Raw genomic sequence first — 24322 nt, forward strand, 5'->3', positions numbered from 1 at the left:
TTATGCCAGCAGCATATGTCTTCAATCACTTTATATTCACTTAATCGAATACTTAATCATTTCTACGACATTTTTACTGGAACTCCCTCTAGAATACTCATTCCATTTATGAGCAAAGCCCTCTACTTTATCAAGATCATATACTCCATCACGAATAATCTCATATACCTGTTCTGTAGTCGACGCTACAGGACCAGGTAAATCAGATTCGAACTCTTTCCATACTCCACGTTCCTTCTTATATGCTTCAAAGTCCGGAAAGAAAAAAACAATCGGACGATTCAACAATGAATATTCAAATGGAATCGAAGAATAATCCGTGATAAGAAGATCGGCCACAAACAGTAGATGGTTTAGATTATGATGGTGAGAGACGTCCATTACTCTGTCATCAACACCCGCTAAATCAAACCGATCGCTTATTGCCGGATGTAATTTAACCAGCAAGACATAGTCCTCTGATAAAGAATTCATCAACATCTTTACATCAAGTAGCATATTGAATCGAGAGAGGTCAGATTCTCTATAAGTAGGGGCGTATAATAAAATTTTCTTCCTTTGGAATTCAGGATATTGCTCAAAGAACTTCTTCTTCAAGATATCCCTTTTCACCGTATCAAAAAACACATCTGTACGGGGAATTCCGGTCTTAACCAATACTTCATCTGCTGTTCGAAATGCTTTCTTATAAATATCACCCATCGAATCGGAACCTATAAGCACTTTCGTGAAACGGCTATACACCCGACCAAAGCGAAAGATGGCTCGTTCACTGCGTTTTTGGATTGAGGGATCTTCAAATCCAAACTTTTTGACCGCACCGTTAGCATGCCAAATTTGTACGCACTCTACACCCTTCTTGAACTCTGTCTTAGCAAGAAATCCATAATAATTATCTACAAATACAACTTTTGATGTAGCTAAATGAAAAATTGATCGCACAAAATGCAAAGGCTTTTTTATTTCAAACACCAACGTTGTTGCATTCTTCCGATTGGAAAACACCTTAAACATTTTATCGGTAGTCAAAAAAACAGTACGACAAGAAAGATCTTGTCGTACCATTTCATCATGGATACGCTTGTTGTTTTCACTAAAAGATACAACAAACACCACTTTGTTTTCCAAACTGAAGAGTTTGCATATCCTAAATAATACTGTGAATACTAAAAGATAAAGCGTAACAGCAAGTTCTCTAGCCATTGTTCACTGTCAGCAGATCCTCTTTAATCTTTGATGTAGAAATCCCAATCGTCCTAGGAAGATAAACTACTTCACAATGTTCTTTAAGGAAATCAAACTTTCCTTCCCAATCATCGCCCATAACAAAGACATCGATGTCATTATTGATTACATCACTGACTTTTTGTTCCCAATCGTTTTCAGCAATGACTTCGTCCACATAGCGAATTGATTCAAGAATCATTTTTCTGTTTTCAAAGCTATGGTAAGATTTTTTATTCTTAAGTTCATTGAATTCATCTGAAGAAATGGCCACTGTCAAATGGTCACCCAGCTTCTTTGCACGCTTCAACAGGTTAATATGTCCCCAATGTAACAGATCAAAAGTACCGTAAGTTATAACCTTCTTCATTGCAAATCCTCCTTGATAAATTTCACTTATTTTATTTAAAACTATAATGATGATCTATATGGCATTTGTTATAAGGTCTAATTTCATAACAATAGTGTAATTGTAACGCTACTAGTTTACAAGAAGTTTATGAGAAATTTACAATCATATTATACCGTAATTTGTCTAATATTGTAACTTCCCCATTCTAATCAATTTTAAATGAGATAACCTAAGTTATCAAGGTCTGTTATGTGAAAGTTAAGTGAACGCAAACCAACTAATAAGTGTATTACCCAAAACTTACTATAGATAGTCTTTTTCTTTTTTTATTTTTCGTTTCTCTATTCAAATGTTGAAATACTGGTCCCCACTCGTTTAAAAAGCATTCTATTTTCTTTACCTATTTCTTTCTACATTTAAGAACTGTATGCTTTAATGGTAGTATTGTGCGAATGTTCATATGTTTATGAAGTTATCCAGTTGTAAATATAGATATTAGTCCAAGTTGCCATTTATGAAGGTGATTATCGACAAAAGCACATTTAAACGTTGATAATTTTTTCATGGAAGAAGGTTCACCACCTCCAAAAGTTACTATTAATTCACAGCTAAAAACCTTACCAAAATATGAATATATAATAAGGAAGTTAACAAAATCCAGAACCATCCGTACTTAGCAAAAATCAAACTGACGATCGCGTGAGTATTTCCAAGTTAGAAGGGGAGTATACGATGGAAACAGATATTCAAAAGCATAAGACTGATGAATTAAAAGAATTATTGATGATTGAACAGAATCATGACACATATACATACCAGGGCCACCTCTCAGATGAGCGATTCTGTGTGATTTCATTAGTAACCAAGCCTCGAAGTCAGGCAAAGAATCTATCTAAACTTACAGATAACCACTCTGAAAAACCTGGTACGTTTCATTTTCCATTTACCTTTGAGGAGTTTTTGGAAAAAACCAATTACGAATACCAAGATTCAACTGAGACGTATGACTTGTTCTTACAAGTCTTGGTAAAAAGTGATGTCTTAAATGAAAAGAAATACAAAAAGCTGCGAAAACATGCTGTTGAAGAAGAACATCATTCTATACTTCAACTCCGGATGGGTAATTTCAACAAAACGAAACGGCTTCGTGACACTTCACTTACTTACAAGGATCAAACGCTTGCGAATTATGTGACCGTCAAAGGGAATGTATCATTGTTGCTCAACAAGGACATCCCTCTATCTTGTAAGCCACAAATTCACGAGCTCTCTTCATCAAAAGGAGCATTAACTATCCGCGGACATCTTTACAGTGCCAATGCCTATATTGAGCATTCGCAGTTGCTGTTAAGCGGGAGGAATAGCGAAAAGAGCTTCGAATCATCTGTGACAATAAATTGGTCCGATCTGACTGAAGAACATTTCGGATTATACACGTTTACTTTTGAGTCCACCGTACATTTTGAAGCTATAAATGATGGGGATATCCTTCCACAAGATACGTTTGATTTGCACTTAATCAATACATATTCAGGAATAAAAGAACCTAATTTGGTCAGACTGGGTAAACCTATCAAAGAACTTCACGATGCAATTCCGGACACGCACCATTTTCACGGAACCAAGGTAGGCGTGATCAGTCCTTTCTATACGTTTAAAGGCAGTAACTTATCATTTGACGTAATTAAATTTAACAGATTTACATACGAATATTTAGAATATAAACTTAGCAAAAGCAGAGAGACTGACAAAGACATCTGGATTATAGGAGAGAGACCTTATAAAGCGCAAGATAACGGTTATTTTTTCTTCAAATATATGCGAGAGAACTACCCGAAAAAGAAAGTCTATTATGTAATAGAAAAGGATTCTCCAGACTTGGATAAAGTTAAGGAACTTGGAAACATCCTTTACTTTAAATCAAGAAAGCACATTAAATATATGTTGATGGCTGATGTCATTTTGTGTACCCATCATGCAGACTTCCTTTACCCCATACGTTCTCAAAGATTTAAAAATGCTGTTGCTGCCAAGAAAGTTTTTCTTCAACACGGGATCTTAGGAACCAAGAATATTTTAGCTAATTATGGAAAAGACGCGCACTCTTTTGAAACTGACTTATTTCTAGTTAGTTCTGAATTTGAAAAGAAAATTGTGGTCAATGATTTCAACTATCTTCCAGCTGAAGTCAAAGTTACAGGACTATCCAGATTTGATTCTTTATTAAATCCCGATGTGCCTCCCAAGAATCAACTACTCATCATCCCAACCTGGAGAAATTGGCTAAGCGAAAAAGAAACATTCGTAAAAAGCGAATATTATTCAAGATACTTGGCTCTTCTACAATCAGAAGAACTAAGAACCTTTTCAAAAAAATACTCAATGGAAATATTGTTTTGTTTGCACCCAAATATGCAACAGTATACCAACCTATTTGAACAAGACGGGGTCACCATCGTTCATCAGGGTGATCGAGATGTACAAGTTCTCATGAAAGAGAGTAAGCTAATGATTACAGATTACTCAAGTGTGGGCTTTGACTTTAGTTTTCTTGATAAACCGGTCATCTACTATCAATTCGATCGAGAGAAATTCCTTGGGAAGGACCCTTCTCATTTGAATTTGGATCAAGACCTTCCTGGCTCAATCGTTTTGAATCAAGAGGACTTGTTTGAAACGTTAAGTCTTTATGGAAAAAGTCATTTTGCTATCAGCGAAGAAAGCAAGAAAAGAGCTGAGAAATTCTTAACCTATAGAGATAGGCATACAAACGAAAGGATATTAAAAGCCGTTTCTTCGCTAACATCCTCCTGACCATATAACGATCCATGCTCTGTGGAACATGTGACTTTTTGACAGTCCCTGTCCACAGAGCATGTTTGGATTTACACTCAAAGCATTTCTTTCATTTTCGTATCAAAATAAGTTATCTATTGAAGATTTATTCTTTTTATTGCAGAATAGTCTTGACCCTTAGAAGGGGAAATTAGATAAGATCAATGAGAACTTATAAAAGTAGCTAAGAGAGGAATCACTATGAAATCAGCCGTCACTGTTTTAAAAGAGCAACTATCTAATTTTTATCTCATACAAAGACTTTCTCTATACGAATTAAAAAGTAACAATAAAAATAATCTACTTGGAATGCTTTGGGAAGTGATAAACCCAGGAATTCAAATTGCTATCTATTGGTTTGTTTTTGGGTACGGTTTAAAAACAGGAGGACAAGGAAGAAGCGCTGTTGGTGATGTACCATTCGTCATATGGCTACTAGCTGGAATGGTGGTCTGGTTCTTTATCAGTCCGGCTATTGTTCAATCCTCCAAATCGGTTTATACACGTATACGAATGCTCTCTAAAATGAGTTTTCCCATGAGCGCTATTCCGTCATACGTCATTATGTCGAAGTTTTACCCGCATCTCTACCTTACAGGAATCACCATCATCATTTTTCAATTTATGGGGTATCCTATCAGTGTCTATTATCTGCAACTACCCTACTTCATGGTATCTGTCATCGCAGTAGTCTTTGCCATTTCTCTCATTACTTCGACACTTTCCACCATGATTCGAGATGTGCAAATGGTTGTTCAATCCCTCATTCGGATGCTTTTATATTTAACCCCTATTCTTTGGAATATGGAGGGGATATTCAAAGGAAAAAATGACCTGCTATTAACAATCATGAAGCTAAATCCGTTTTACTATATTGTAGAAGGCTATCGGAGTTCGTTATTGGGTAAAGGTTGGTACTTCGTTGAACATGCCCAATACACCTTATATTTCTGGGGATTAGTACTTGTATTATTTATGTTTGGCTCCTTTATTCACGTTAAATTCAGAAGACATTTCGTTGATTTTCTATAAATGAAAGTAGAGGATACTATGGAAAAATCTGTGATTGCAAAAGATGTCACAAAAAAATTTAAACTTTATAATAAGTCCTCCGAACGCCTTCTTGACATGATTTTGCCCAAGAGTTTCGGTGAGGATTTTTATGGTTTACGCGGAGTAAGCTTTGAAGCTAATAAGGGAGATATTATTGGTTTTGTTGGTGTCAACGGATCAGGAAAGTCCACACTTGCCAATATCTTAGCTGGAATCATCCCAGAGACCTCCGGGACTGTAGAAGTCAACGGGAAGACGGCCCTTATTGCCGTTTCTGCCGGGTTGAACAACCAACTATCAGGACGGGAAAACATCGAATTGAAGATGCTGATGCTTGGATTTAATAGAAGTGAAATCAAGAACCTTGAAGAAGAAATCATTGAATTTTCCGAGCTGGGTAAATTTATCGACCAGCCTGTAAAATCCTATTCGAGTGGGATGAAATCTCGTTTAGGCTTTGCAATATCTGTTCATATTGACCCTGATATTTTGATCATAGATGAAGCACTTTCAGTTGGAGATAAAGCTTTTGCTGAAAAAAGCTTGGAAAAAATGTATGAGTTTAAAGAAAAGGGAAAAACGATGTTTTTTGTAAGCCACTCGATTGGACAAATGAAGAAGTTCTGCGAGAAAATCCTTTGGCTGGAATATGGAGAAGTAAGGGCCTTTGGATCTGTTGAAGAAGTCATCCCTCAGTACGAAAAGTTCTTTAAAGATTATAAAGCCATGTCAAAGGCCGATAAGAAAAAATTCAGAGAAGAAGCTATGAAGAAACAAAGCGGTTTGACCGTATAAATAGATTCATTAAGCCTGTAGAACCTGCCTCATTCCAGACAGCTTCTACAGGTTTTTTCTGTATCGGATTAAACGAAGAGCAAAAAGTGAAGACGTTATCAATAGCCCAAACAAAGCAGTTTTTTATAAGTAAGAGAAATTGGGTATACTAGATGCAACCTAAAAATTAGTATGTTTTTTTACAATTGGAATAGGATTATATTACAACTTTTTATTCTGGCAAATCTTCATATATAATACCTTTTAGGACAAATTGTTCTTATCTAGAGAGGAGCAGAGGACCTTAATGACTGACCACGATTTTCATAATAGACAGCTTACATCTTTAACTATTAAAGAGACTCCTGAAGGTCGGTATCTGTCTTTTGAAACTAGCTTTTTAAAGACATTCATAACTTCCTTTACACGTTTCCATTTTTGCTTACTAGTGAGGGGAACTGAGGATTTTATACAGTTTGATGCCGAAAAAAAGCCTTTTGAAGATGAAACAATGGATATATTAACTGGGGAACTGCACCTGGAACCTCATTTAAAAAATCTCAAACCGGGCGTTTATTGGGATCTTTGTCTTATAGGAGAATCCAATGGAGAATGGAAATACACAAGGATTAAAGCCGGCATGGAAGACATCAGGCTTAATTCATTTCCATATCACAACGATATCTTTATTCCATACCGAACAAAAAAAGGGAATGTGTCCTTTAAGTTATCCCCTTCCACCCCCATTTCCATGGTAGAAGATTTGAAACTTACGGATGGCGGGGTCATTAAACTTACCGGATATGCCGTGTATTTACCTGAAACAAAAGGGGATGTCAAGGTTGTATCCAAGAATCTTGTCATAACTAATCATCTGACCGAAGATGAAATAATGGTTCCTCTGGAGAATGAAATTCGTCAAGATCTAACTGAACGATATGCTAGAGGTAATGATGATTACTCTACGAGTGGATTTTATGGTGAAGTTACTCTTCATTCCTTTAATAATCAGCCTAGTAACAATTACTATAAATTTTTTGTTGAAATTGCCATTGAAACTTCTGAAGGAATTCAACATATTCGCAGTAAACGTCTGAAGTTCCAACCTAGGAACGCCACCTCAAAAAATCAAGAAACCACTGTAAGGCTTAAGGGAGCCTCGTGGAAATTACGTGTGAAACCTACGAAAAAATCAGATTTTCTGTCTGTCAGGATGTATCAATACAAGCCGCTGAGACAAATTGCCGGAAAGGCAAAGAGGTTTCTATTGCGGGTTAAACAAGGTAAGACTGTCAAAAGGGCTTACAAAACAGCTTTTGTTCTTCTCGGAAAGCTCCCTGCTAAAAAGAAACAGGTGGTATTTGAGAGCTTTCTTGGAAAACAGTACAGCTGCAACCCCAGGGCGATATACGAATATATGGAAGAACATCATCCAGAATACGATATGTATTGGAGCATCGATCCCCGAAGTGCCGGAGTGTTTAAAGGAAAAGGGTTGAACACCATCAATCGTTTTTCGATCCCATGGCTCTTTAAGATGGCTCGTTCAAAGTATTGGGTTTCTAATAGCCGTTTGCCAATTTGGATACCGAAACCTAATCACACAACTTATCTGCAAACATGGCATGGTACACCACTAAAACGCCTTGCCGCTGATATGGACGAGGTTCATATGCCGGGTACAAATACGGCAAAGTACAAACGGAACTTCCTGAAGGAATCAAGCCGATGGGATTACCTGATCTCTCCAAATCGATATTCATCAGAAATATTTTCCAGGGCTTTTGGCTTTGAGAAGGACATGATTGAATCGGGCTACCCAAGGAACGATTTCCTTCATAACGCCAATAATGCTGAGACGATGTACTCGTTGAAGAAACGTCTAGACTTACCACTGGATAAAAAGGTGATCCTCTATGCACCTACCTGGCGCGACAATGAGTTCTATGCAAAGGGTAAATACAAGTTCAATCTTAAGCTGGAGCTTGATAAGATGCAAGAAGAGCTTGGCGATGAGTATATCGTCCTTCTCCGCATGCACTACCTGATTGCCGAGAACCTCGATATCACACCGTTTGCCGGATTTGCGTACGATGTATCGCATCACACGGATATCAGCGAGCTGTACCTTATCTCTGATCTTTTGATTACCGATTATTCGTCTGTGTTCTTCGATTATGCGAATCTTGGACGTCCTATGATTTTCTATGTATACGATATCGAGAATTATCGCGATACGCTTCGCGGGTTCTACTTCGACTTTGAAGCACAGGCACCAGGTCCACTGGTGAAGACGACGAAAGACGTCATTCGCCATATTCAACACCCGGATCCGGCATCCCAAGCCAACTTCGATGCGTTCTATGAAAAGTTCTGTTACCTCGAAGACGGAGAAGCCAGCAAACGAGTTGTCGAAAAAGTGTTTAAAACGAAATAAATGTGGGTAAAGGACGCAGGTGATCCCTGCGTCCTTTTTTGTCGATTTTTCGCCCTTCCCTCCTAATTGCTCTTCCGTTATTCGGCACGTTGTGATAACACAGCCCAAAGTACTATTTCTTTTTACATTTTTGGTGATTTTACACCCTTTTTTCTATTAATTTATGGTAAAATGACAAAAAACTATCAATCTATACATAGAAGGAGAAACCCATTGAAAAAAACGATTGTAACATTTGCTGCTACCGCCGTTCTGTCTTCTACCTATGCATCTGCTGCCGCGGCAAGTTCGCACAAAGTAGAATCAGGAGACTCCCTATGGAATATTGCCCGTAAGTACAATACGTCTGTGTCGAACTTGAAATCGCTTAACAATTTGAAATCAGACATGATCTTCCCGAATCAGGTCCTGAAGGTGAATGCAAAAGCCTCCACTACACCGTCTAAACCTTCAGCGCCAGCGCCGGCTCCGTCTTCGCCAGCTAAAACCTATACGGTCAAATCTGGGGATACGCTGATTGCCATTGCCAACCGCCACTCCATTTCACTCGGTGAACTGCAGAAATGGAACGGGATCTCAAGTCACTTGATCTACCCAGGACAAAAACTATCGGTTTCATCCGGCGGATCCGGATCTTCTTCTCCGGCACCGGCACCGGCTCCTTCAAAGCCTGCACCGGCACCAGGTAACAGCGCAACAGGCTCTTACAAGGTTGTATCAGGGGATACGCTTTCCCACATCAGCCTCCGCTATAGCATGAGCGTGAGCGAGCTTAAGAAACTCAACGGACTGTCCGGAAATATGATTTATGTTGGGCAGACACTTAAGGTCAACGGAGGTTCTTCTTCCTCTCCGGCACCAGCACCTTCCAAGCCTTCACCATCAGCTCCTAAAGAAGATACGGTTACTTCCTTTGACGTCAACCGCCTTCTCTCAGCTGCAAAAGGACAGATCGGTAAACCTTATGTATGGGGTGGATCAACCACTGCAGGCTTCGACTGCAGCGGATTCATTTATTATGCCTTCAACCAGGCAGGCGTAAGTATGTCCAGAACGTCTTCAGAAGGATACTACAGCCGCTCGTACTATGTCGACAAACCAGCAATCGGCGATATCGTATTCTTCTCGAATACATACAAAAAAGGCATTTCTCACCTAGGAATCTATGTCGGCAACAATCAGTTCATCCACGCGGGTGACAACGGCGTCGAAATCTCCAGCCTGAACAACTCTTATTGGAAATCAAAATTCGACAGTTTCAAACGCTTCTACAGTCTTTAAACACTACCCGGTACTATGTTCCCAACAGGGATGGAAATGTACTACTCGGCAGTGCAAACCGGTTGCCCCCTTGGCAGCCGGTTTTTTCGTGTGCGAAGGTGTCAGTATTTGCCGAATAATATTTCGCTTTTGCGTCAAGAAATATATTCCAATTAAGAGAGTTATGTGGTTTAATTAATTGATTTTACTAATAGGATATTGGAGGATACTATGAGGAAAAAGTTGATCAAGAGTTTACTAGCTTTGATTGTGATTTTCAGTGTTTGCCTGCCACAGCTCCCACAAGCAAACGCTGCAACGGTGATTGAAGAATTGCCGCTTGCCATGTCGGAATTAACAGAAGGGAGTTTTACCGGTGATGATCATGTTCAGTGGTATAAAATCACCCCTGGAAATGATACTGTCGAACAGTTTACACATCTGAGAATCAAGCTTGAATCCCAATCTGAGGTGAACATGAGTATTTACTCAAGCCTCGAAAATGCCACCGATGACAATACGTTCGAACAATATAGAGGCTATTCCTATAATCAGGAAACCGCGTCCATCGACTTCCCGATCTCGTGGGTGGGTCCTTACTATATCAAACTCGAAAGCTATGTAGAAGAGGATGAAGACGGCAATCTGCTGCCTAACCCTTATAAAATAAGCTACGACGGCGTATCCCTCCCACCTTCTAATGGGGCTGTAGGAGAAGAATGCCCTGCAGAACTCAGCGTCGAGAAAAAGAAAAATGGAAAAGTGATTTTGTCCGACCTTCGTTCGATTCGTGAGAATCTGCTTTCCAAAACAGATAATGGAAAAGAACTGACGGCCGTATATTATAAGTCCGCTCCATTCATCACGTCTAAAATGCTGTTTGATAAAAACCTGCGTGAAGACGTGTATGCAAACCTATCCATCTTGAAAAATCTTTTGAGTGATACCGCGAAGAACGGCGGATCAAGTACGTACGCAATCTCTGACAAAGAGCAGGAAGCCATCAGCAACCTGTACACGATCGCTCATGATGCCGTACCGGGCCCTCTGAAGACACAGCTTGAAAACTCCGTTAAGAATGTGGATCTTTCGAAGTTAACCGGCACATCCGTTTCACAAGTAGTCTCAAAAGCAGGTCTCAGCACCTCAAGTTCAACCACTGATCCTTCCCGCCTGATCGTGAAAGTAAAGGACGGTCAGCCAACAAGCCGCGTAAAATCCAAAGTAGAGACTTACGGAATCAAATCCGTGGACGACCTGTCCAAAAAAGAGTTGAAATCAGATCGCTTCCTTGTCGTGGAAGTAAAGAATAATGGTAAAGGGTTCTCGGCTAGTTCGAAAACAACGGCCAATCAAATCGCCAAACTACCTGAAGTCGAATTCGTAGAGCCGGTACAGACCTACAAGGCTCTATCCGCAGACGTTCAGTATGAGCATCAATGGTCGTTAAATAACGGCGAGAAAAAAGGCAGCGATATCGGGTTTGAAGCCCTTGAGAAACTGTTGAAAAATAAGAAACTAGACAAAACTGTGATTGCCGTTGCTGATACTGGTGTCGATCACACCCTTGCAGACCTTTCAGGTAATGTCCTTGTAGATAAAGGATACAATTTTGTGGATCGTAACGATGATGCCATGGATGACAATGGCCACGGGACACATGTATCTTCCATCATTGCAGCAAAGTCCGATAATCATTACTCCATGGCCGGGATCAATCCATATGCTGAAATCCTGCCGATCAAGGTGCTTGATTCATCTGGTGGCGGGGATACCGAACAGATCGCAGCCGGGATCATGTATGCAGCCGATAATGGAGCCAAGGTGCTGAACCTTAGCCTTGGAGGCGGATACAGTCGTACGATTGAATATGCCCTGCGTTATGCAAGTGACAAAGGCGTGACCATCGTAGCCGCAAGCGGTAATGACGGGATGGAGGAACTGAACTACCCTGGTTCTTCTAAATATGTAATCGCAGTCGGTTCAACCAGCAAATTTGATATCGTTTCCGATTTCTCGAATTACGGAAAAGGGTTGGATCTTGTAGCGCCTGGTTCGGACATCCCTGCCCTCCTTCCAGACGGGAACGTCACCTACATGAGCGGAACATCCATGGCGACACCGCATGTTGCCGCAGTAGCCGGTCTGCTCCTTTCTCAGAAACCAACGATGAAGGCTTCTGAAGTGCAGGCACTGCTGAATAAGACAGCCGTCGATGTCGCTTTCGACGAACAGGATAACCCGTATACTGGAGAAGAAGACTATTGGGATGAAGAAGTAGATGGTCCATACCCTGTCGAGGTCTTACCGCCTGGATACGATCACGTATCTGGATATGGACGCTTGGATGCGTTCAGTGCCGTCAGTACACTTGACCTGGGGGCAACCATCAATCCGATCCTTAATAACTCAAAAGCCGTTACAGGGAAAGCCAAAAACGGATCTACAGTAGAAGTATGGAACGGGAAAAAGTCACTTGGCAAGGGAACCGTCAAATCCGGCTCCTACAGCGTGGCCATCCCGGTACAAAAAACCGATCAGATCCTGACCGTAGTCATTACAAATGGCATTGCTAAGACTTCTGTAAAACAAGTCGTAGAAAAAGCACCGGATAAACCAAAAGTTAAAAAAGTAACCAATAAAGATACCACCCTGTCAGGTACGGCCCAGGCAAACCTGAAAGTGAATATTAAAAATGCTTCCCGCAAAGTCATCGCAACAGGGAAAGTCGATAAAAACGGTTCATTCAAAGTAAAGATCCCCAAACAAAAAGAAAACGCGGTCCTCTACGTAACCGTACAGGACGGCTACAAAGAAAGCTCTGAAACAAAAGTGACCGTCATCGACGTCATCCCACCGGCTGCTCCAAAAGCAAAAGCAATCAGCGATAAGAGTACTTCCATCACCGGCACAACCGAAGCAAAAGCCCAGGTCGTCGCCAAGGTGAAGGGTAAACAGATCGCGAAAGCCAAAGCGGATGCAAAAGGGAAATTCACCCTTAAGATCAAGAAACAAAAAGCAGGTACCACCGTTGTCGTGACCGCGACCGATGCCGCAGGCAACACGAGCAAAGGCACAAACTTAAAAGTAGCAGACAAAACACCACCTGCTGCACCAAAGGTGAACAGCGTCAACAACAAAAGCACTTCCGTCAAAGGTAAGACTGAAGCCGGTGCCACTGTCACCGTCAAAGTGAAGAACAAAAAACTCGGTGAAGCCAAGGCCAACAAAAAAGGCGAATTCACCGTCAAAATCAAGAAACAAAAAGCAAAGACCGTCCTATCTGTCACAGCCAAAGACAAAGCAGGCAACGTAAGCAAGGCGAAAAACGTGACTGTGAAGAAGAAATAATGAGAAAAACCGCTCCGGGGTCATACCCCGGAGCGGTTTTTTTGCATAAAAAAAGACACCGGACCTTCTTCCTCCAATGTCATGCTGCTTCGTATTTCTTTGGTTTCTCCCGTTTCCGCAAGCGAAGGCCCACATAGAGTGAAATCAAGCCTGCAAATGCTGTTGAAATCAAGGTCAACACCGGATGGTCCTGATAAGGAAGACTGGTATGATAGCCGATTTTATCTTCTGTCAGCCCGCGAATCCACTGGGTCTCGAGCTTGGAATTCTCCCCCGACGGGAAGGTCGACTTTTTCACGACGCCATTTTCATTGATCCGGAACGTCTGGAACTTCTGATCCCCTTCTTCCACCACTCCTGGCGTCAAACGCAGGGCGGCAATGAACCACTCTTCCCCAGTTTCCTTTTCCTTCATTACCTTGTACTGGACAATGCCCTTGAACACCTTCATGTCGCTCTTTTCACCCGTTTCGACTCCTGGCACCTTCACCTTGGCCCGCTCCTCTTCCTGAAGCTCCAGGAGCACCTCAGGACCATCCCGGTACGTCTGCACCTTCACCCCGTGGAATACCTGAACCATTTCCGTATCCTCCGGTGACTGGAACGAGTAGCTCTTTTCAATTCCATTCTGATACACAAGCTCCCTGACAGACTGCACGGTGAAATAAAGGACGATGGTGAGCAGGACGGCTCCTGCGGCGAGTAGTAAGACTGAGATGAGTTTTGATAGATTGATGGGTTTGTTTGGCATTGGGATCACTCAGATCTTCAAAAGAATTTCACAAAACTATTGTGATAGTTGCTTGATTTTGTCCTTAATAAAATTCATATATTTATCATCTTGTTGTAGTTCGAATACAATTAATGCTTTTTCCATAAGCTCTTTAGCTTCCTTTGGTTTGTTTACTAATTCAAGATTGTAACCTTTTTGGTAAAGGATTTCTCCCAACAAGTAAATACTATCTCTTTGTAGACACCACTTAATCGCTTCAGCACAATACTTATTTGATTCATCTAATCTATTTAGTATTGTAAGAGTTCTTGCCAAATTGTAATAGAGCCTGGTTTTAATCGTGTAGTCATTTAAATGAGGCAGTAATTGAACATGACTGCCCACTTCTTCAAATATTGTTAGTGCCATATTTATATCTGCTTCTGAGTAAATTGCTCCAATAGTTAGCAGGATCTCTATTTCTCTTTCCTGCATAATTTTCCCTTTCACATCCGCAATGTGTACCGCTTTATAAAGTGTTTCAATTGCTTCATCTTTCTTATTTTCTACTTCATATAAATAAATCCCTTTATGCCATAGTAGAAGTTGTAAATTTTTTTTGTTTTGTGAAAACAGTGGGTTTACCTCTTCAGCTTTCACTATATCCATCATTTCTTTGAATCTCAGACTTCTTCTCATGATTTGTAATTGTTCGACGACTTCTTGAACGTAATCCAACCGTGGAGTTGTTCCTATATCAAAGAAGTAATTAACATCCACACCTAACTTCTGCGATATTTGATATAGTGTGGAGGCATACGGAAAGACAAGACCTTTTTCAATTTTACTAATCTGAGCTTGTGTACATATCCCTTCAGACAATTCTTCTTGTGACAAACCACTGTTTTTTCTTAATTCTTTAATTTTTTTTCCCACAGCGGAAAAATCCATACAATTCACTCCTAAATATGCCTAAAGTTATATTTTATGAGATAAACCACAATATACGTGTAGTTTTCAGTGAAAAATAAGAGTATACTTAATTTTATTTAAAAAATGCCCATATTAAAAATGTGTTTTAATTATTATAACATCTGTAAACAAAAACTGATTGACTTATATTTAAAATCCAAAGGAGGAAAGCCCTATGAAGAAATTCGTTTTAAGTGCATTTACCGTGTTGGTTCTAGTACTTGGATTTGTAGGTACATCATATGCCTCAGAGATTCAGCCTTTATCCACCTTGCCTGGAAAAGCATATTAATTATAGGTGCTTGTAAATTTCACGCCTCCTAGTATGGAAGCGTTTTTCTTTTGCCTAACTAATTTTGTAAATATGCCCAAAGTTATATATTTACTCAAAAACAGAACATATTTACCCAAAATCAAAGATGCATCAATTATATACCTTAATAAGCCAAAATCCCCTTGTTTTTAAAGTGTGGTAGTATAAAAGTACAATAAAAGAAAGGGGGCTTCATGATGAATAGCATAAGCATGAAAGTAAATCCTCTATATTCTGAAATTGATTTGTCGATTCAGTTCCATTTTGAGTTCTTGCAAGGTGATTGCAAGGTCGGGGAGGCACTCGCATCCACGTATCCGATCGAGAATCATCAGCAAGCCCTCAAGCCTAAGCATTTGTCGTTTCCAAAGGTAGAAAAATGTGCAGTCATTGATTTGTTTGATGTCGTTGGGGATTTGGAGAAGGGCTGTCTGAAAAAGCTCCACCACTTCCTGAAGGTGATTGGAATGAAAGAAGTTCATGCAGGTTATGACATACAGCGCGAAAGCATGGTATAAGAAAAGGCGGTCCTCATGGGCCGCCTTTTCTTATGTGTTGAGGACCGCTGCCGTTTCCACTACCAGTAGCGCTGCGATCCGGCTCGTCATATCCCTGAAATCGAGCGTAGGGTCGATCTCCACGATATCCATGGCCGTGACCCCAGGGTGCTTCAGAGCCTCGTGGAGGCCATCCAGGAGCTCATCAGGACTCATGCCTCCTGGACTGATGGCAGGGCAGCCTGGAGCGTAGGATTGATCGAGGACGTCCATGTCTACGGACAGATAGATGACGTCCACCCGGTCCTTCAGTAATCCGATTCCCTGGCGGACAAGTTCTGCCGTCCCGCTCTCCCTTACGTCCTTCATCGTATGGACCGTCACACCTTGTTCGAGGGCATATTCATGATAGGCTTTGGCATTGCTGTAGTTGCGGATGCCGATCTGGATGAGGTTCTCTCCCTTGATAATCCCTTCCTCAAGCAGCCTTCTGAACGGGGTGCCGTTGGTGGGGCCACCGTCTTCTGTGTTCCGAAGGTCGTGGTGGGCATCGAACTGGATGATCCCTACCTTCCCTTTTTCTTCGCAAAGAGCTTTGACTGCGGATGTGGTGATGGAATGATCCCCTCCGAGCAGAATCGTGAACGGTGCCGCTTCCTGAGTCAGTACATGACGGACGGCTGTGGTGATCCGTTCATGTGATTCCATTATGGAGGTCGGGTGCATGACGACATCGCCGAAATCGATGAGGGGGGAAGTGAGATCTTCCCGGCTCTCGATCCGGTAGGTAGTGAATCCATTCAGCGCGTTCCGGATCGCACCCGGTGCGAAGCTTGCCCCTGAATGGGAAATGGACGGCTTGGATAAGGGGACGCCCAGGATGGCCGCTGCTCCCCTATCCCCTTCTTCCCACGGCTTCAGGAGCTCGGCGACCTTTGTGGTATAGCGATCCTTGAATGCCGCCTGTCCTGCCGGTTTAATAGGCATATTCATGGTCGATTCTCCTGCGGTACACGACGCGGCCCGACTTCACGACGGCAGCCGTGTGATTGACTCCGTAATGGTACGGGATGTAGTGGTGATTCGGCGCATCCCAAAGGACGATATCCGCCTTCCTGCCGACGGCAATCTTCCCGGCCACGTCTCCACGGTTGATGGCATGGGCGGCATTGACGGTGACGGCGTTCCAAATCTCCTCGGGTGTCATCTTCAGCTGCAGGGAAGCGAGGTTCATGATAAGCTGCAGGTTTTCCGTCGGTGAGCTTCCCGGATTGAAATCCGTTGAAAGCGTGACGGCGGCCCCTGCCTCAATCATGCCTCTTGCATTCGCATATTTCCCTTTATTCAGGTAGAACGACGTGCCCGGTAACAGGACGGCAATCGTATTCCCTTCCCCGAGGGCCTTGATGCCTTCAGGGGATGCCCCGACGAGGTGATCGCCGCTGACGGCACCGATTCCGACGGCCATTTCCGTACCGCCTAGAGGATCGATTTCATCCGCATGGATTTTCACGGAGAATCCCTTCTCTTTTGCTTTCAGAAGGAATGCCCTGGACTGCTCCACGGAGAATACCCCCGTCTCACAGAAGATGTCGACGAATTCAGCGAGATCTTCTTTTTCGATGTCTCCCAAAAGCTGAAGCATGACATCCAAAAATGCCTCTGGACACCCTTTGTATTCAGGCGGGATGGCGTGAGCCCCGAGGAACGTCGAGACGATCTCGACTGGATGCTCATGGTTGAGCTGTTTGGCGACCCTGAGCTGCTTCAGCTCGGTTTCCTTATCCAGGCCATAGCCTGATTTTGCTTCAACGGTGGTGACACCATGGGAGAGCATCCGGTCGAGATGGAATTTGGCCTTCGATAGGAGTTCTTCTTCAGTCGCCTTCCGAGTCGAGCCCACGGTGGAAAGGATGCCACCGCCCTGCTTGAGGATTTCGAGATACGGGACCCCTTGCTGCTTCAGGGCCATTTCGTGCTCCCTCGATCCGCCGAATACGAGATGTGTATGGGGATCGACGAGTCCTGGCGATACGAGCTTCCCTCCTGCGTCCAGCCGCTCTTTTGCATGAAGGCTTGCTGCCTCTTCCTGTGTCCCGACCCAGGCAACGAGGCCGTCCTTGATGGCAATGGCTGCATTCTTTTTCACAGGGAGGTGCTTCATGTCTTCTCCCCTGATCGGCCCCTCCCCATGGTCCATAGTGAGGAGTTCGCCAATATGTTCGATGATCAGATCGTAGGTCATTCTTCATTCCCCCTCTTCATCGGGATATGGATCCCGTGCTTTTCCGCGGTTTCGTTGGCGATGTCATACCCTGCATCTGCGTGACGGATGACGCCCATCCCCGGATCTGAGGTGAGCACGCGCTCCAGCCGTTCCTTCGCGAGATCCGTGCCGTCTGCGACAGCGACCATCCCGGCGTGGAGGGAGTAGCCCATGCCGACTCCACCACCATGGTGAAAGGAAATCCACGATCCACCGGCCGCCGTGTTGATGAGGGCATTCAGGATCGCCCAGTCACCGACGGCATCGCTTCCGTCCTTCATGCTTTCCGTTTCCCGGTTCGGGGAAGCGACGGATCCACAGTCGAGATGGTCCCGTCCGATGACAATCGGCGCTTTCAGCTCCCCGTTTTTCACCAGCTCATTGATGGCAAGGCCCATCTTCACGCGTTCTCCGTATCCGAGCCAGCAGATCCTTGACGGGAGGCCCTGAAATGCCACCTTCTCCTGGGCCATATCGATCCAGCGGTTGAGGGCCTCATTCTCTGGGAAGAGCTCCTTGATCAAGCGGTCCGTCCGGTGGATGTCTGCAGGATCCCCCGACAGGGCTGCCCAGCGGAATGGTCCTTTCCCTTCGCAGAATAGAGGACGGATATAGGCCGGGACGAAGCCCGGGAATGCGAAAGCATCCTCTACTCCTTCATCCTTCGCGACCTGGCGGATGTTGTTTCCGTAATCGAATACGATGCTGCCGCGCTTCTGGAACTCGAGCATCGCCTCCACATGCTTCGCCATGCTCTTCTTGGAAAGATCCGTATAGCGTTTCGGATCGGAGCTCCGCAGTTCTGCCGCTTCCTTGAGGCTGTAGCCTTCCGGGACATATCCGTTCAACGGATCGTGTGCCGACGTCTGATCGGTGACGATATCGATCTTCACGCCGCGTCGCAGCAGTTCATGATGAACTTCTGCCGCATTCCCGAGAAGGCCGATGGATAGCGCTTCCCTTTTGTCACGGGCTTCATGTGCCATGAGGAGGGCTTCATCGATGGAATCTGTCTTCACATCGCAGTACCGGGTATCCAGGCGCTTATCGATCCGTTCCTCATCCACTTCCACAGCGATGACGACCCCTCCGTTCATGGTGACGGCAAGGGGCTGAGCCCCGCCCATCCCACCAAGCCCGGCCGTCAGGGTGATGGTCCCTTTGAGGGATCCGTTGTAATGCTTTTTGGCAAGGGCAGCGAACGTCTCGTATGTTCCCTGAAGGATTCCTTGTGTCCCGATGTAGATCCAGCTTCCCGCTGTCATCTGGCCGTACATGATGAGCCCCTTCTTGTCGAGCTCGTGGAAATGATCCCAGTCCGCCCATTTCGGTACGAGGACGGAGTTGGACAGGAGCACCCTCGGGGCTGCTGTGTGGGTCCTGAATTTCCCGACAGGCTTCCCGGACTGGATCAGAAGGGTTTCATCATTCTCCAGTTCCCGCAAGGAACGGACGATGGCATCGAAGGATTCCCAGTTCCGTGCAGCCTTCCCGATCCCTCCGTATACGACGAGCTCCTCAGGGATTTCCGCCACTTCTGGGTCAAGATTGTTGTAGAGCATGCGGAGGACCGCTTCCTGCTCCCACCCTTTGCATTCGATTTCCGTTCCTTTTTTCACGCGTACGATTCGTTTATCCGCTTTAACCATTGGTCGTTTCCTCCTTCGTCCCTGTCGAAATGATGGTGTGCAATTGAATGGATTGTAGCCATGAAGCTGCGGCTTCGATATCTTTCGAGAATATACGGTCCTTTGTGATGCTCGGGATGATTTTGCGTGCTTCATCGTAGAATCGCCTCGTGCTCGGAGCCATGAGGTCCACTCCCCGGTGCTCAACTGCCTGAAGGCTGCAGACGAGCTCGATGGCCACGACACGCCGCGTATTCTGAAGGATCTGATAGGCGTGGCGGGAGCCGATGGTCCCCATGCTCACATGATCTTCCTGATTGGCCGACGACGGGATGGAATCGACGCTCGCCGGATGGGCCAGGGTTTTATTTTCCGATACAAGAGAGGCGGCACAGTACTGCATGATCATCGCTCCCGACTGAAGACCGGGCTCGGGACTGAGGAACGGCGGCAGGTCGTTCAGCTGCGGGTTGACGAGGCGCTCGACCCTCCGCTCAGAGATATTGGCAAGCTCAGCGACGGCGATTTTCATGAAGTCCATGGCAAAGGCGATCGGCTGACCGTGGAAGTTTCCTCCCGAGATGATTTTCTCCCCGTCTTCAAAGATCAGTGGATTATCCGTGGCTGCGTTCATCTCGATCTCGAGTTTTTCCTTCACATAGTCGAGGGCCTGCCACGAAGCGCCGTGCACCTGGGGGATGCAGCGAAGGGAATAAGCATCTTGGACCCTTAGCTCCCCCTGTCTCGTCGTCAGTTTGCTGCCCGTGAGGTAGCCGCGGATCCGCGAGGCAGTGTCGACCTGCTGCGTGTAGCCCCTGACGAGATGGACATCTTCATCGAAGGCATCGGTGATCCCCCTCAGTCCCTCCATCGTGAGGCTTGCGATCAGCTCGCTCTGATGGGCGAGTTCTTCTGCTTCCAGGTAGCCGATGACCCCCATGGCCGTCATGGCTTGGGTGCCATTGATCAAGGCAAGGCCCTCTTTTGCCTGGAGCTGGATCGGGAAAATGTTCTCTTTTGAAAGGACGGTAAGGGTGTCATGGATCTCGCCGCGATAGTGCACCTGCCCTTCTCCCATGAGGGCGAGGGCGAGATGGGAAAGCGGGGCCAGATCCCCACTTGCACCGAGTGACCCTTGCTGTGGAACGACGGGGTGGATCTCTTTATTGAGGAACTCCACCAATCGCTCAACGATGACGGGCCGCACGCCCGAGTATCCTTTCAGCAGGGCGTTCGCCCTCAAGAGGAGCATCGCCCTCGAGACGTTTTCAGGGAACGGATCCCCCACTCCGCATGCGTGGGAGTGGATGAGATTCAGCTGAAGCTCTTCCACATCCTCAGGGTCGATGAGCACATCGCTGAACTTCCCGAATCCTGTGTTGATGCCGTAAACGACCCGCTTTTCTTTCACGATCCGCTCAACCGCTTCACGGCTCTTCTTTACCCTCTCCATGCTTTCCTGCGAGAGGGTGACGAACACCTTCTCATCGATCACCTGCTTCGCCTGAGCCAACGTCAGGGAGCATCCTGTCAATTCCACCATCATGATCACCTCGTTATAATTGTTTGTCCACATGAAAAGGAGGCTCGGTCAAAGACAGAATCCTGTCCTTGACCGAGCCTCCTTTTGACTGATTTCTATAGGCTCTTATTTACATATGATTGATTCCGAGACCGATCGTCTCATGTTCAAGTCCCTTCACCGGGGCACCGATGGTCCCGTAAAGAGCGACGGCGATCCACTCGCCTTCCTCTTCCTGGGGATAGGGCGTTCCCCTTACGACCGAAAAGCTCAGCCCCACTGTCCTGAGGATCTCCCCCAGCTGGGTATGACCCCTTGTGACGCCCGTGAGTGCTTCCATGATGGCATGGTAAAGAGCGTGCATCTCGCGGTACAGGTCTTCACGGACGATATCGCTCCGCTTTGCAGCGGTCTCGATGGCCGCGACGATCTTTTGGCTGTCCATCGATCCGATCCTGCCGGTGCAATAGCTCCAGTTCAGTTCGTTGAAATGGCGATTCCAGTCCTCTTCAGACCTCTCGGTGAGGAGAAGGAGCATGGCATTCTTGCCGATTCGGTTATTCCCTGCTGTTTTCATGGAGTCATCACCTTGATAGAAAATTCTAAACATACTAATAACTATCTTCATTGTATGTAGGATATCGGCCTGGGTCAACGGAAATCATCGGGATTTTAGAAACTTAGAGAGGTAGTTCGGTAGCGGAGTAAAGCCTTATTCCCCCACGCTTTTGCCTCTTTTATACACATTGGGCTTCCATTGGAAGGTGACCGTTCTGGCATCGGTCTTCAAACTGAAGAATGAGAGTATATCACTTTTCATGTCGTCATCGAGGGGTTCTTCATGCGGGTGGGAAGGTAGGATATTCAACCGGGTCATCGTATGCGTTTTCTCCAAGATAAGCTTGCAGGTGTTGATCGTGTTTGCGTCGATATCCACACATTTGAATGAAAGGGAGCTTCCTTCAGCGATCGGGAGGGCATACAGGGTGCAGCCCATCGTTTCCATCACGAAGTTCGAGTATAGAATCCCTTTAAGAGGATGTGAAAATCCGGGAGGCCGGCAGATAGCGACAATCCCTTCTTTGTAGTGCTTTCCTTCAAAGAGGAGCAGGTGCTTATTCTTCCAATCGGCTTTGCGTCTCGTCAGGTCATACTCTTCAAAAACAATCAGATATTCTCTTGCCATTGTATCCTCCTTTATAACTAGTAATATTTTACTACTTTTGGTTTATTCTACATATTATGCGTTTTTTCCTCCTGCTTTTACAAACATACTAGTATTTTTTTACTTTATATTGCACTTATCTACACTCTTACTTGTACTAGCTTCATTAAGAGAGGCTTCCCATTGCATTCAAATCATTCTTTTGGCAAAAAAATACTTTTTAGTCAAATGAATTCTACCGTATAGGTTGATGTCCTGATCGAATTTTAAGATGAGCGCTTCTGAAGTATAAATGAATGGAAGGATAAAACTGAGGGAGGAATAGTAGAAAAAAAAAACATCGGAGATCATAGTGGGTTTGAATAAAGAGGGGGACGAAAACCACTTTTATAAAGTATAGAGTGGACTATATAAAAACCATTGAACCGCCAGCTGAACGACTGTCCCATCGCTCAGCTAATTTATTATGAAGAATGAACCAAGCCAGCAAACAGTGCGATAATCAGAGTCTCTCCCCGCGGGAATGCATGCCTGATTGCAACTCCTGCTGCAGCCACTGTATCATCTTGGTCGTGTCCATATCCACTTGCTGCCCTTTGTCGAATGCCTTTTGCAAAACAGAAAGAACATGCTCTCTAGCTTTGTTCTCCATACCTGTATTCACTCCTTCATTCATCAGATTTGTATTAGGATTCCCGATAACCACATACTACCAAAATCCTGTATCTTTCGATAGATTTTTCAACAATTTTATACAAAATACTTACCATTTCCTATTTTTTGTTCCAAATTTAAAAAAGCATGGCATAAATTGTATGGGTGTTATATGATTTTAAATAGTTAAAAAAGTCCTGTTTAGCTATTACATATTACAGTAAACAAACCGATAAAGAATGTGTGTCGATTTGTCTCATAAAGAAATCATCGTATGGTGATAACGCAAAGCTAAAGGGGCTCACCAAGCCAGTCAGCTGCCAAATCAGGAGGGATTCGTGTTGTCGTTTTTAACACCGGAAGAAATTATTCTAAAGAAGAGGGCAAAGAAAAAACTCATGTACGCCACCCTTTTCATCTTCACCATTGCTATCATTGCAGGGACCACCGTTCTTGCATACAACATGTAAAAAGTGTCCTCAACGGGCACTTTTTTATTTGCCCTCTGTTCCTTACCCTAAATTCTGATTCAATAGTCCACTCTTCACCAAATGCCTTCGACAATTTATGGTAATATTTCAGAAATTTCGATAGAATAAGAGAAGGATTATCACTATGTTGGAGGCTACTTGTCTATGCACACAGAAGCAAAGCTCATTAAGGGGCTTACATCCCCATCCACCTTTTTTTATCGCCTCGGTGAAGCCGAGATCGTGCCGCGTTTTGCAAAGAAGATGACCTGGCTATTTGTTCTTTCCGCACTGGTTTTCGGATTTGTGGCATTCTTCGGGATCGGAATGGATTCCCTCGCGAAAGAAGCGACTTCCCTTACCCCTTTGGAGTATGAACTGGAAAAGACCATGTTCTTCTTTGGACGTCTGATTGCGGGTCTTCTTTACGCCGCTTTGATCCTTTTCTTTTCATCCCTGGTGTTTTGGACGATCTCCGATCACGGCGAATACCGCAAGATTGTGATGGTGCAGGGATTGACGCTTTTGATCCTGCTCCTGGAGAAACTCACATTCGTGCCGCTATCCTTATTCTTTTCTATTGAATGGTATTCATCCCCCCTATCTCTAGGAGTCATCGCCCAGGCCATTACCTCAAACTCTTATGTGGTGTACCTGCTTGGCGCCATCTCCCTATTCAAGGTGTGGATGATCTACCTTCAGTATCGTGGGATCAAGTATTTGACACGGCAGAAGAACTGGCTCATCTGGCTTGTGATCGTACTCGTCAACGTGCTTTTCTGGGCATTGAATGCCCTGCTTGCTTATCTTGATCTTTCAACGTTAATTTAAAGGTGA

The 24322-nt window shown here is 44.3% G+C and carries 19 protein-coding genes and 1 pseudogene; 9 read left to right on the forward strand and 11 right to left on the reverse strand.

The window, feature by feature from the left end; genetic code table 11:
* Window positions 1-36: 36 nt before the first annotated feature.
* Both K6T23_RS20130 and tagD read right to left on the reverse strand, forming a co-directional pair.
* The gene (locus tag K6T23_RS20130; RefSeq protein ID WP_238283101.1) at window positions 37-1203 is read right to left on the reverse strand and encodes a CDP-glycerol glycerophosphotransferase family protein; all 1167 of its coding nucleotides are present in this window, start codon (window positions 1201-1203) and stop codon (window positions 37-39) included.
* Window positions 1196-1594: a glycerol-3-phosphate cytidylyltransferase gene (tagD, locus tag K6T23_RS20135; protein ID WP_142129584.1), complete on the reverse strand. Its 399-nt coding sequence runs from the start codon at window positions 1592-1594 to the stop codon at window positions 1196-1198. Before tagD ends, K6T23_RS20130 begins: the two co-directional genes overlap by 8 nt.
* A gap of 714 nt (window positions 1595-2308) precedes the next feature.
* On the opposite strand from tagD, the gene K6T23_RS20140 reads away from it, so the two are divergent.
* The 6 genes and pseudogenes from K6T23_RS20140 to K6T23_RS20165 all read left to right on the forward strand — a co-directional run bounded on the left by K6T23_RS20140 (window position 2309) and on the right by K6T23_RS20165 (window position 13286).
* Window positions 2309-4390, forward strand: a complete 2082-nt coding sequence (locus K6T23_RS20140; protein WP_238283102.1) for a CDP-glycerol glycerophosphotransferase family protein — start codon at window positions 2309-2311, stop codon at window positions 4388-4390.
* A 222-nt stretch (window positions 4391-4612) separates the two neighbouring features.
* Window positions 4613-5443 carry an ABC transporter permease gene (locus tag K6T23_RS20145; protein ID WP_142129586.1) on the forward strand — a complete coding sequence of 277 codons (831 nt, stop codon included), beginning with the start codon at window positions 4613-4615 and terminating at the stop codon, window positions 5441-5443.
* An 18-nt stretch (window positions 5444-5461) separates the two neighbouring features.
* Window positions 5462-6238, forward strand: a pseudogene (gene tagH, locus K6T23_RS20150) (teichoic acids export ABC transporter ATP-binding subunit TagH); the annotation flags it as partial.
* Between the two features lie 307 nt (window positions 6239-6545).
* The gene (locus tag K6T23_RS20155; RefSeq protein WP_238283103.1) at window positions 6546-8675 is read left to right on the forward strand and encodes a CDP-glycerol glycerophosphotransferase family protein; all 2130 of its coding nucleotides are present in this window, start codon (window positions 6546-6548) and stop codon (window positions 8673-8675) included.
* Window positions 8676-8888: 213 nt separating this feature from the next.
* Window positions 8889-9956 carry a C40 family peptidase gene (locus K6T23_RS20160; protein WP_056539050.1) on the forward strand — a complete coding sequence of 356 codons (1068 nt, stop codon included), beginning with the start codon at window positions 8889-8891 and terminating at the stop codon, window positions 9954-9956.
* Window positions 9957-10166: 210 nt separating this feature from the next.
* Window positions 10167-13286, forward strand: a complete 3120-nt coding sequence (locus tag K6T23_RS20165) for a S8 family peptidase (RefSeq protein ID WP_238283104.1) — start codon at window positions 10167-10169, stop codon at window positions 13284-13286.
* 79 nt (window positions 13287-13365) lie between these two features.
* On the opposite strand, the gene K6T23_RS20170 is transcribed toward K6T23_RS20165, so the two are convergent.
* Window positions 13366-14037, reverse strand: a complete 672-nt coding sequence (locus K6T23_RS20170; protein WP_238283105.1) for a hypothetical protein — start codon at window positions 14035-14037, stop codon at window positions 13366-13368.
* Between the two features lie 36 nt (window positions 14038-14073).
* Window positions 14074-14949, reverse strand: a complete 876-nt coding sequence (locus K6T23_RS20175; protein ID WP_238283107.1) for a helix-turn-helix domain-containing protein — start codon at window positions 14947-14949, stop codon at window positions 14074-14076.
* Between the two features lie 528 nt (window positions 14950-15477).
* On the opposite strand from K6T23_RS20175, the gene K6T23_RS20180 reads away from it, so the two are divergent.
* Window positions 15478-15801 carry a hypothetical protein gene (locus K6T23_RS20180; RefSeq protein ID WP_156183346.1) on the forward strand — a complete coding sequence of 108 codons (324 nt, stop codon included), beginning with the start codon at window positions 15478-15480 and terminating at the stop codon, window positions 15799-15801.
* A gap of 30 nt (window positions 15802-15831) precedes the next feature.
* Here K6T23_RS20180 and hutG read toward each other — a convergent pair whose 3' ends face one another.
* The 7 genes from hutG to K6T23_RS20215 all read right to left on the reverse strand — a co-directional run bounded on the left by hutG (window position 15832) and on the right by K6T23_RS20215 (window position 23013).
* Window positions 15832-16773 (reverse strand): formimidoylglutamase, encoded by a 942-nt coding sequence (hutG, locus tag K6T23_RS20185; RefSeq protein WP_238283117.1) that lies wholly within the window; start codon window positions 16771-16773, stop codon window positions 15832-15834.
* Window positions 16757-18025: an imidazolonepropionase gene (gene hutI, locus K6T23_RS20190; RefSeq protein ID WP_238283119.1), complete on the reverse strand. Its 1269-nt coding sequence runs from the start codon at window positions 18023-18025 to the stop codon at window positions 16757-16759. The genes hutG and hutI overlap by 17 nt, the downstream gene beginning before the upstream one ends.
* Window positions 18022-19695, reverse strand: a complete 1674-nt coding sequence (gene hutU / locus K6T23_RS20195; protein ID WP_238283121.1) for a urocanate hydratase — start codon at window positions 19693-19695, stop codon at window positions 18022-18024. The genes hutI and hutU overlap by 4 nt, the downstream gene beginning before the upstream one ends.
* Window positions 19688-21217: a histidine ammonia-lyase gene (gene hutH / locus K6T23_RS20200; protein WP_238284488.1), complete on the reverse strand. Its 1530-nt coding sequence runs from the start codon at window positions 21215-21217 to the stop codon at window positions 19688-19690. Before hutH ends, hutU begins: the two co-directional genes overlap by 8 nt.
* 109 nt (window positions 21218-21326) lie before the next feature.
* Window positions 21327-21773, reverse strand: a complete 447-nt coding sequence (hutP, locus tag K6T23_RS20205; RefSeq protein WP_159645587.1) for a histidine utilization transcription antiterminator HutP — start codon at window positions 21771-21773, stop codon at window positions 21327-21329.
* A gap of 135 nt (window positions 21774-21908) precedes the next feature.
* Complete coding sequence (locus tag K6T23_RS20210) at window positions 21909-22382, reverse strand: hypothetical protein (protein WP_148985719.1); 474 nt, start codon at window positions 22380-22382, stop codon at window positions 21909-21911.
* A gap of 481 nt (window positions 22383-22863) precedes the next feature.
* Window positions 22864-23013 (reverse strand): YwzD family small protein, encoded by a 150-nt coding sequence (locus K6T23_RS20215; protein WP_238283123.1) that lies wholly within the window; start codon window positions 23011-23013, stop codon window positions 22864-22866.
* A 343-nt stretch (window positions 23014-23356) separates the two neighbouring features.
* On the opposite strand from K6T23_RS20215, the gene K6T23_RS22230 reads away from it, so the two are divergent.
* Window positions 23357-23485, forward strand: coding sequence for a hypothetical protein (locus tag K6T23_RS22230; RefSeq protein ID WP_258523289.1), 129 nt, complete (start codon window positions 23357-23359; stop codon window positions 23483-23485).
* A 165-nt stretch (window positions 23486-23650) separates the two neighbouring features.
* A complete protein-coding gene (locus tag K6T23_RS20220; protein WP_238283124.1) occupies window positions 23651-24316 on the forward strand; it encodes a hypothetical protein in 666 nt (221 codons plus the stop codon).
* Window positions 24317-24322 lie beyond the last annotated feature (6 nt).

Source organism: Rossellomorea marisflavi (assembly GCF_022170785.1).
Taxonomy (GTDB): Bacteria; Bacillota; Bacilli; order Bacillales; family Bacillaceae_B; genus Rossellomorea; species Rossellomorea marisflavi_B.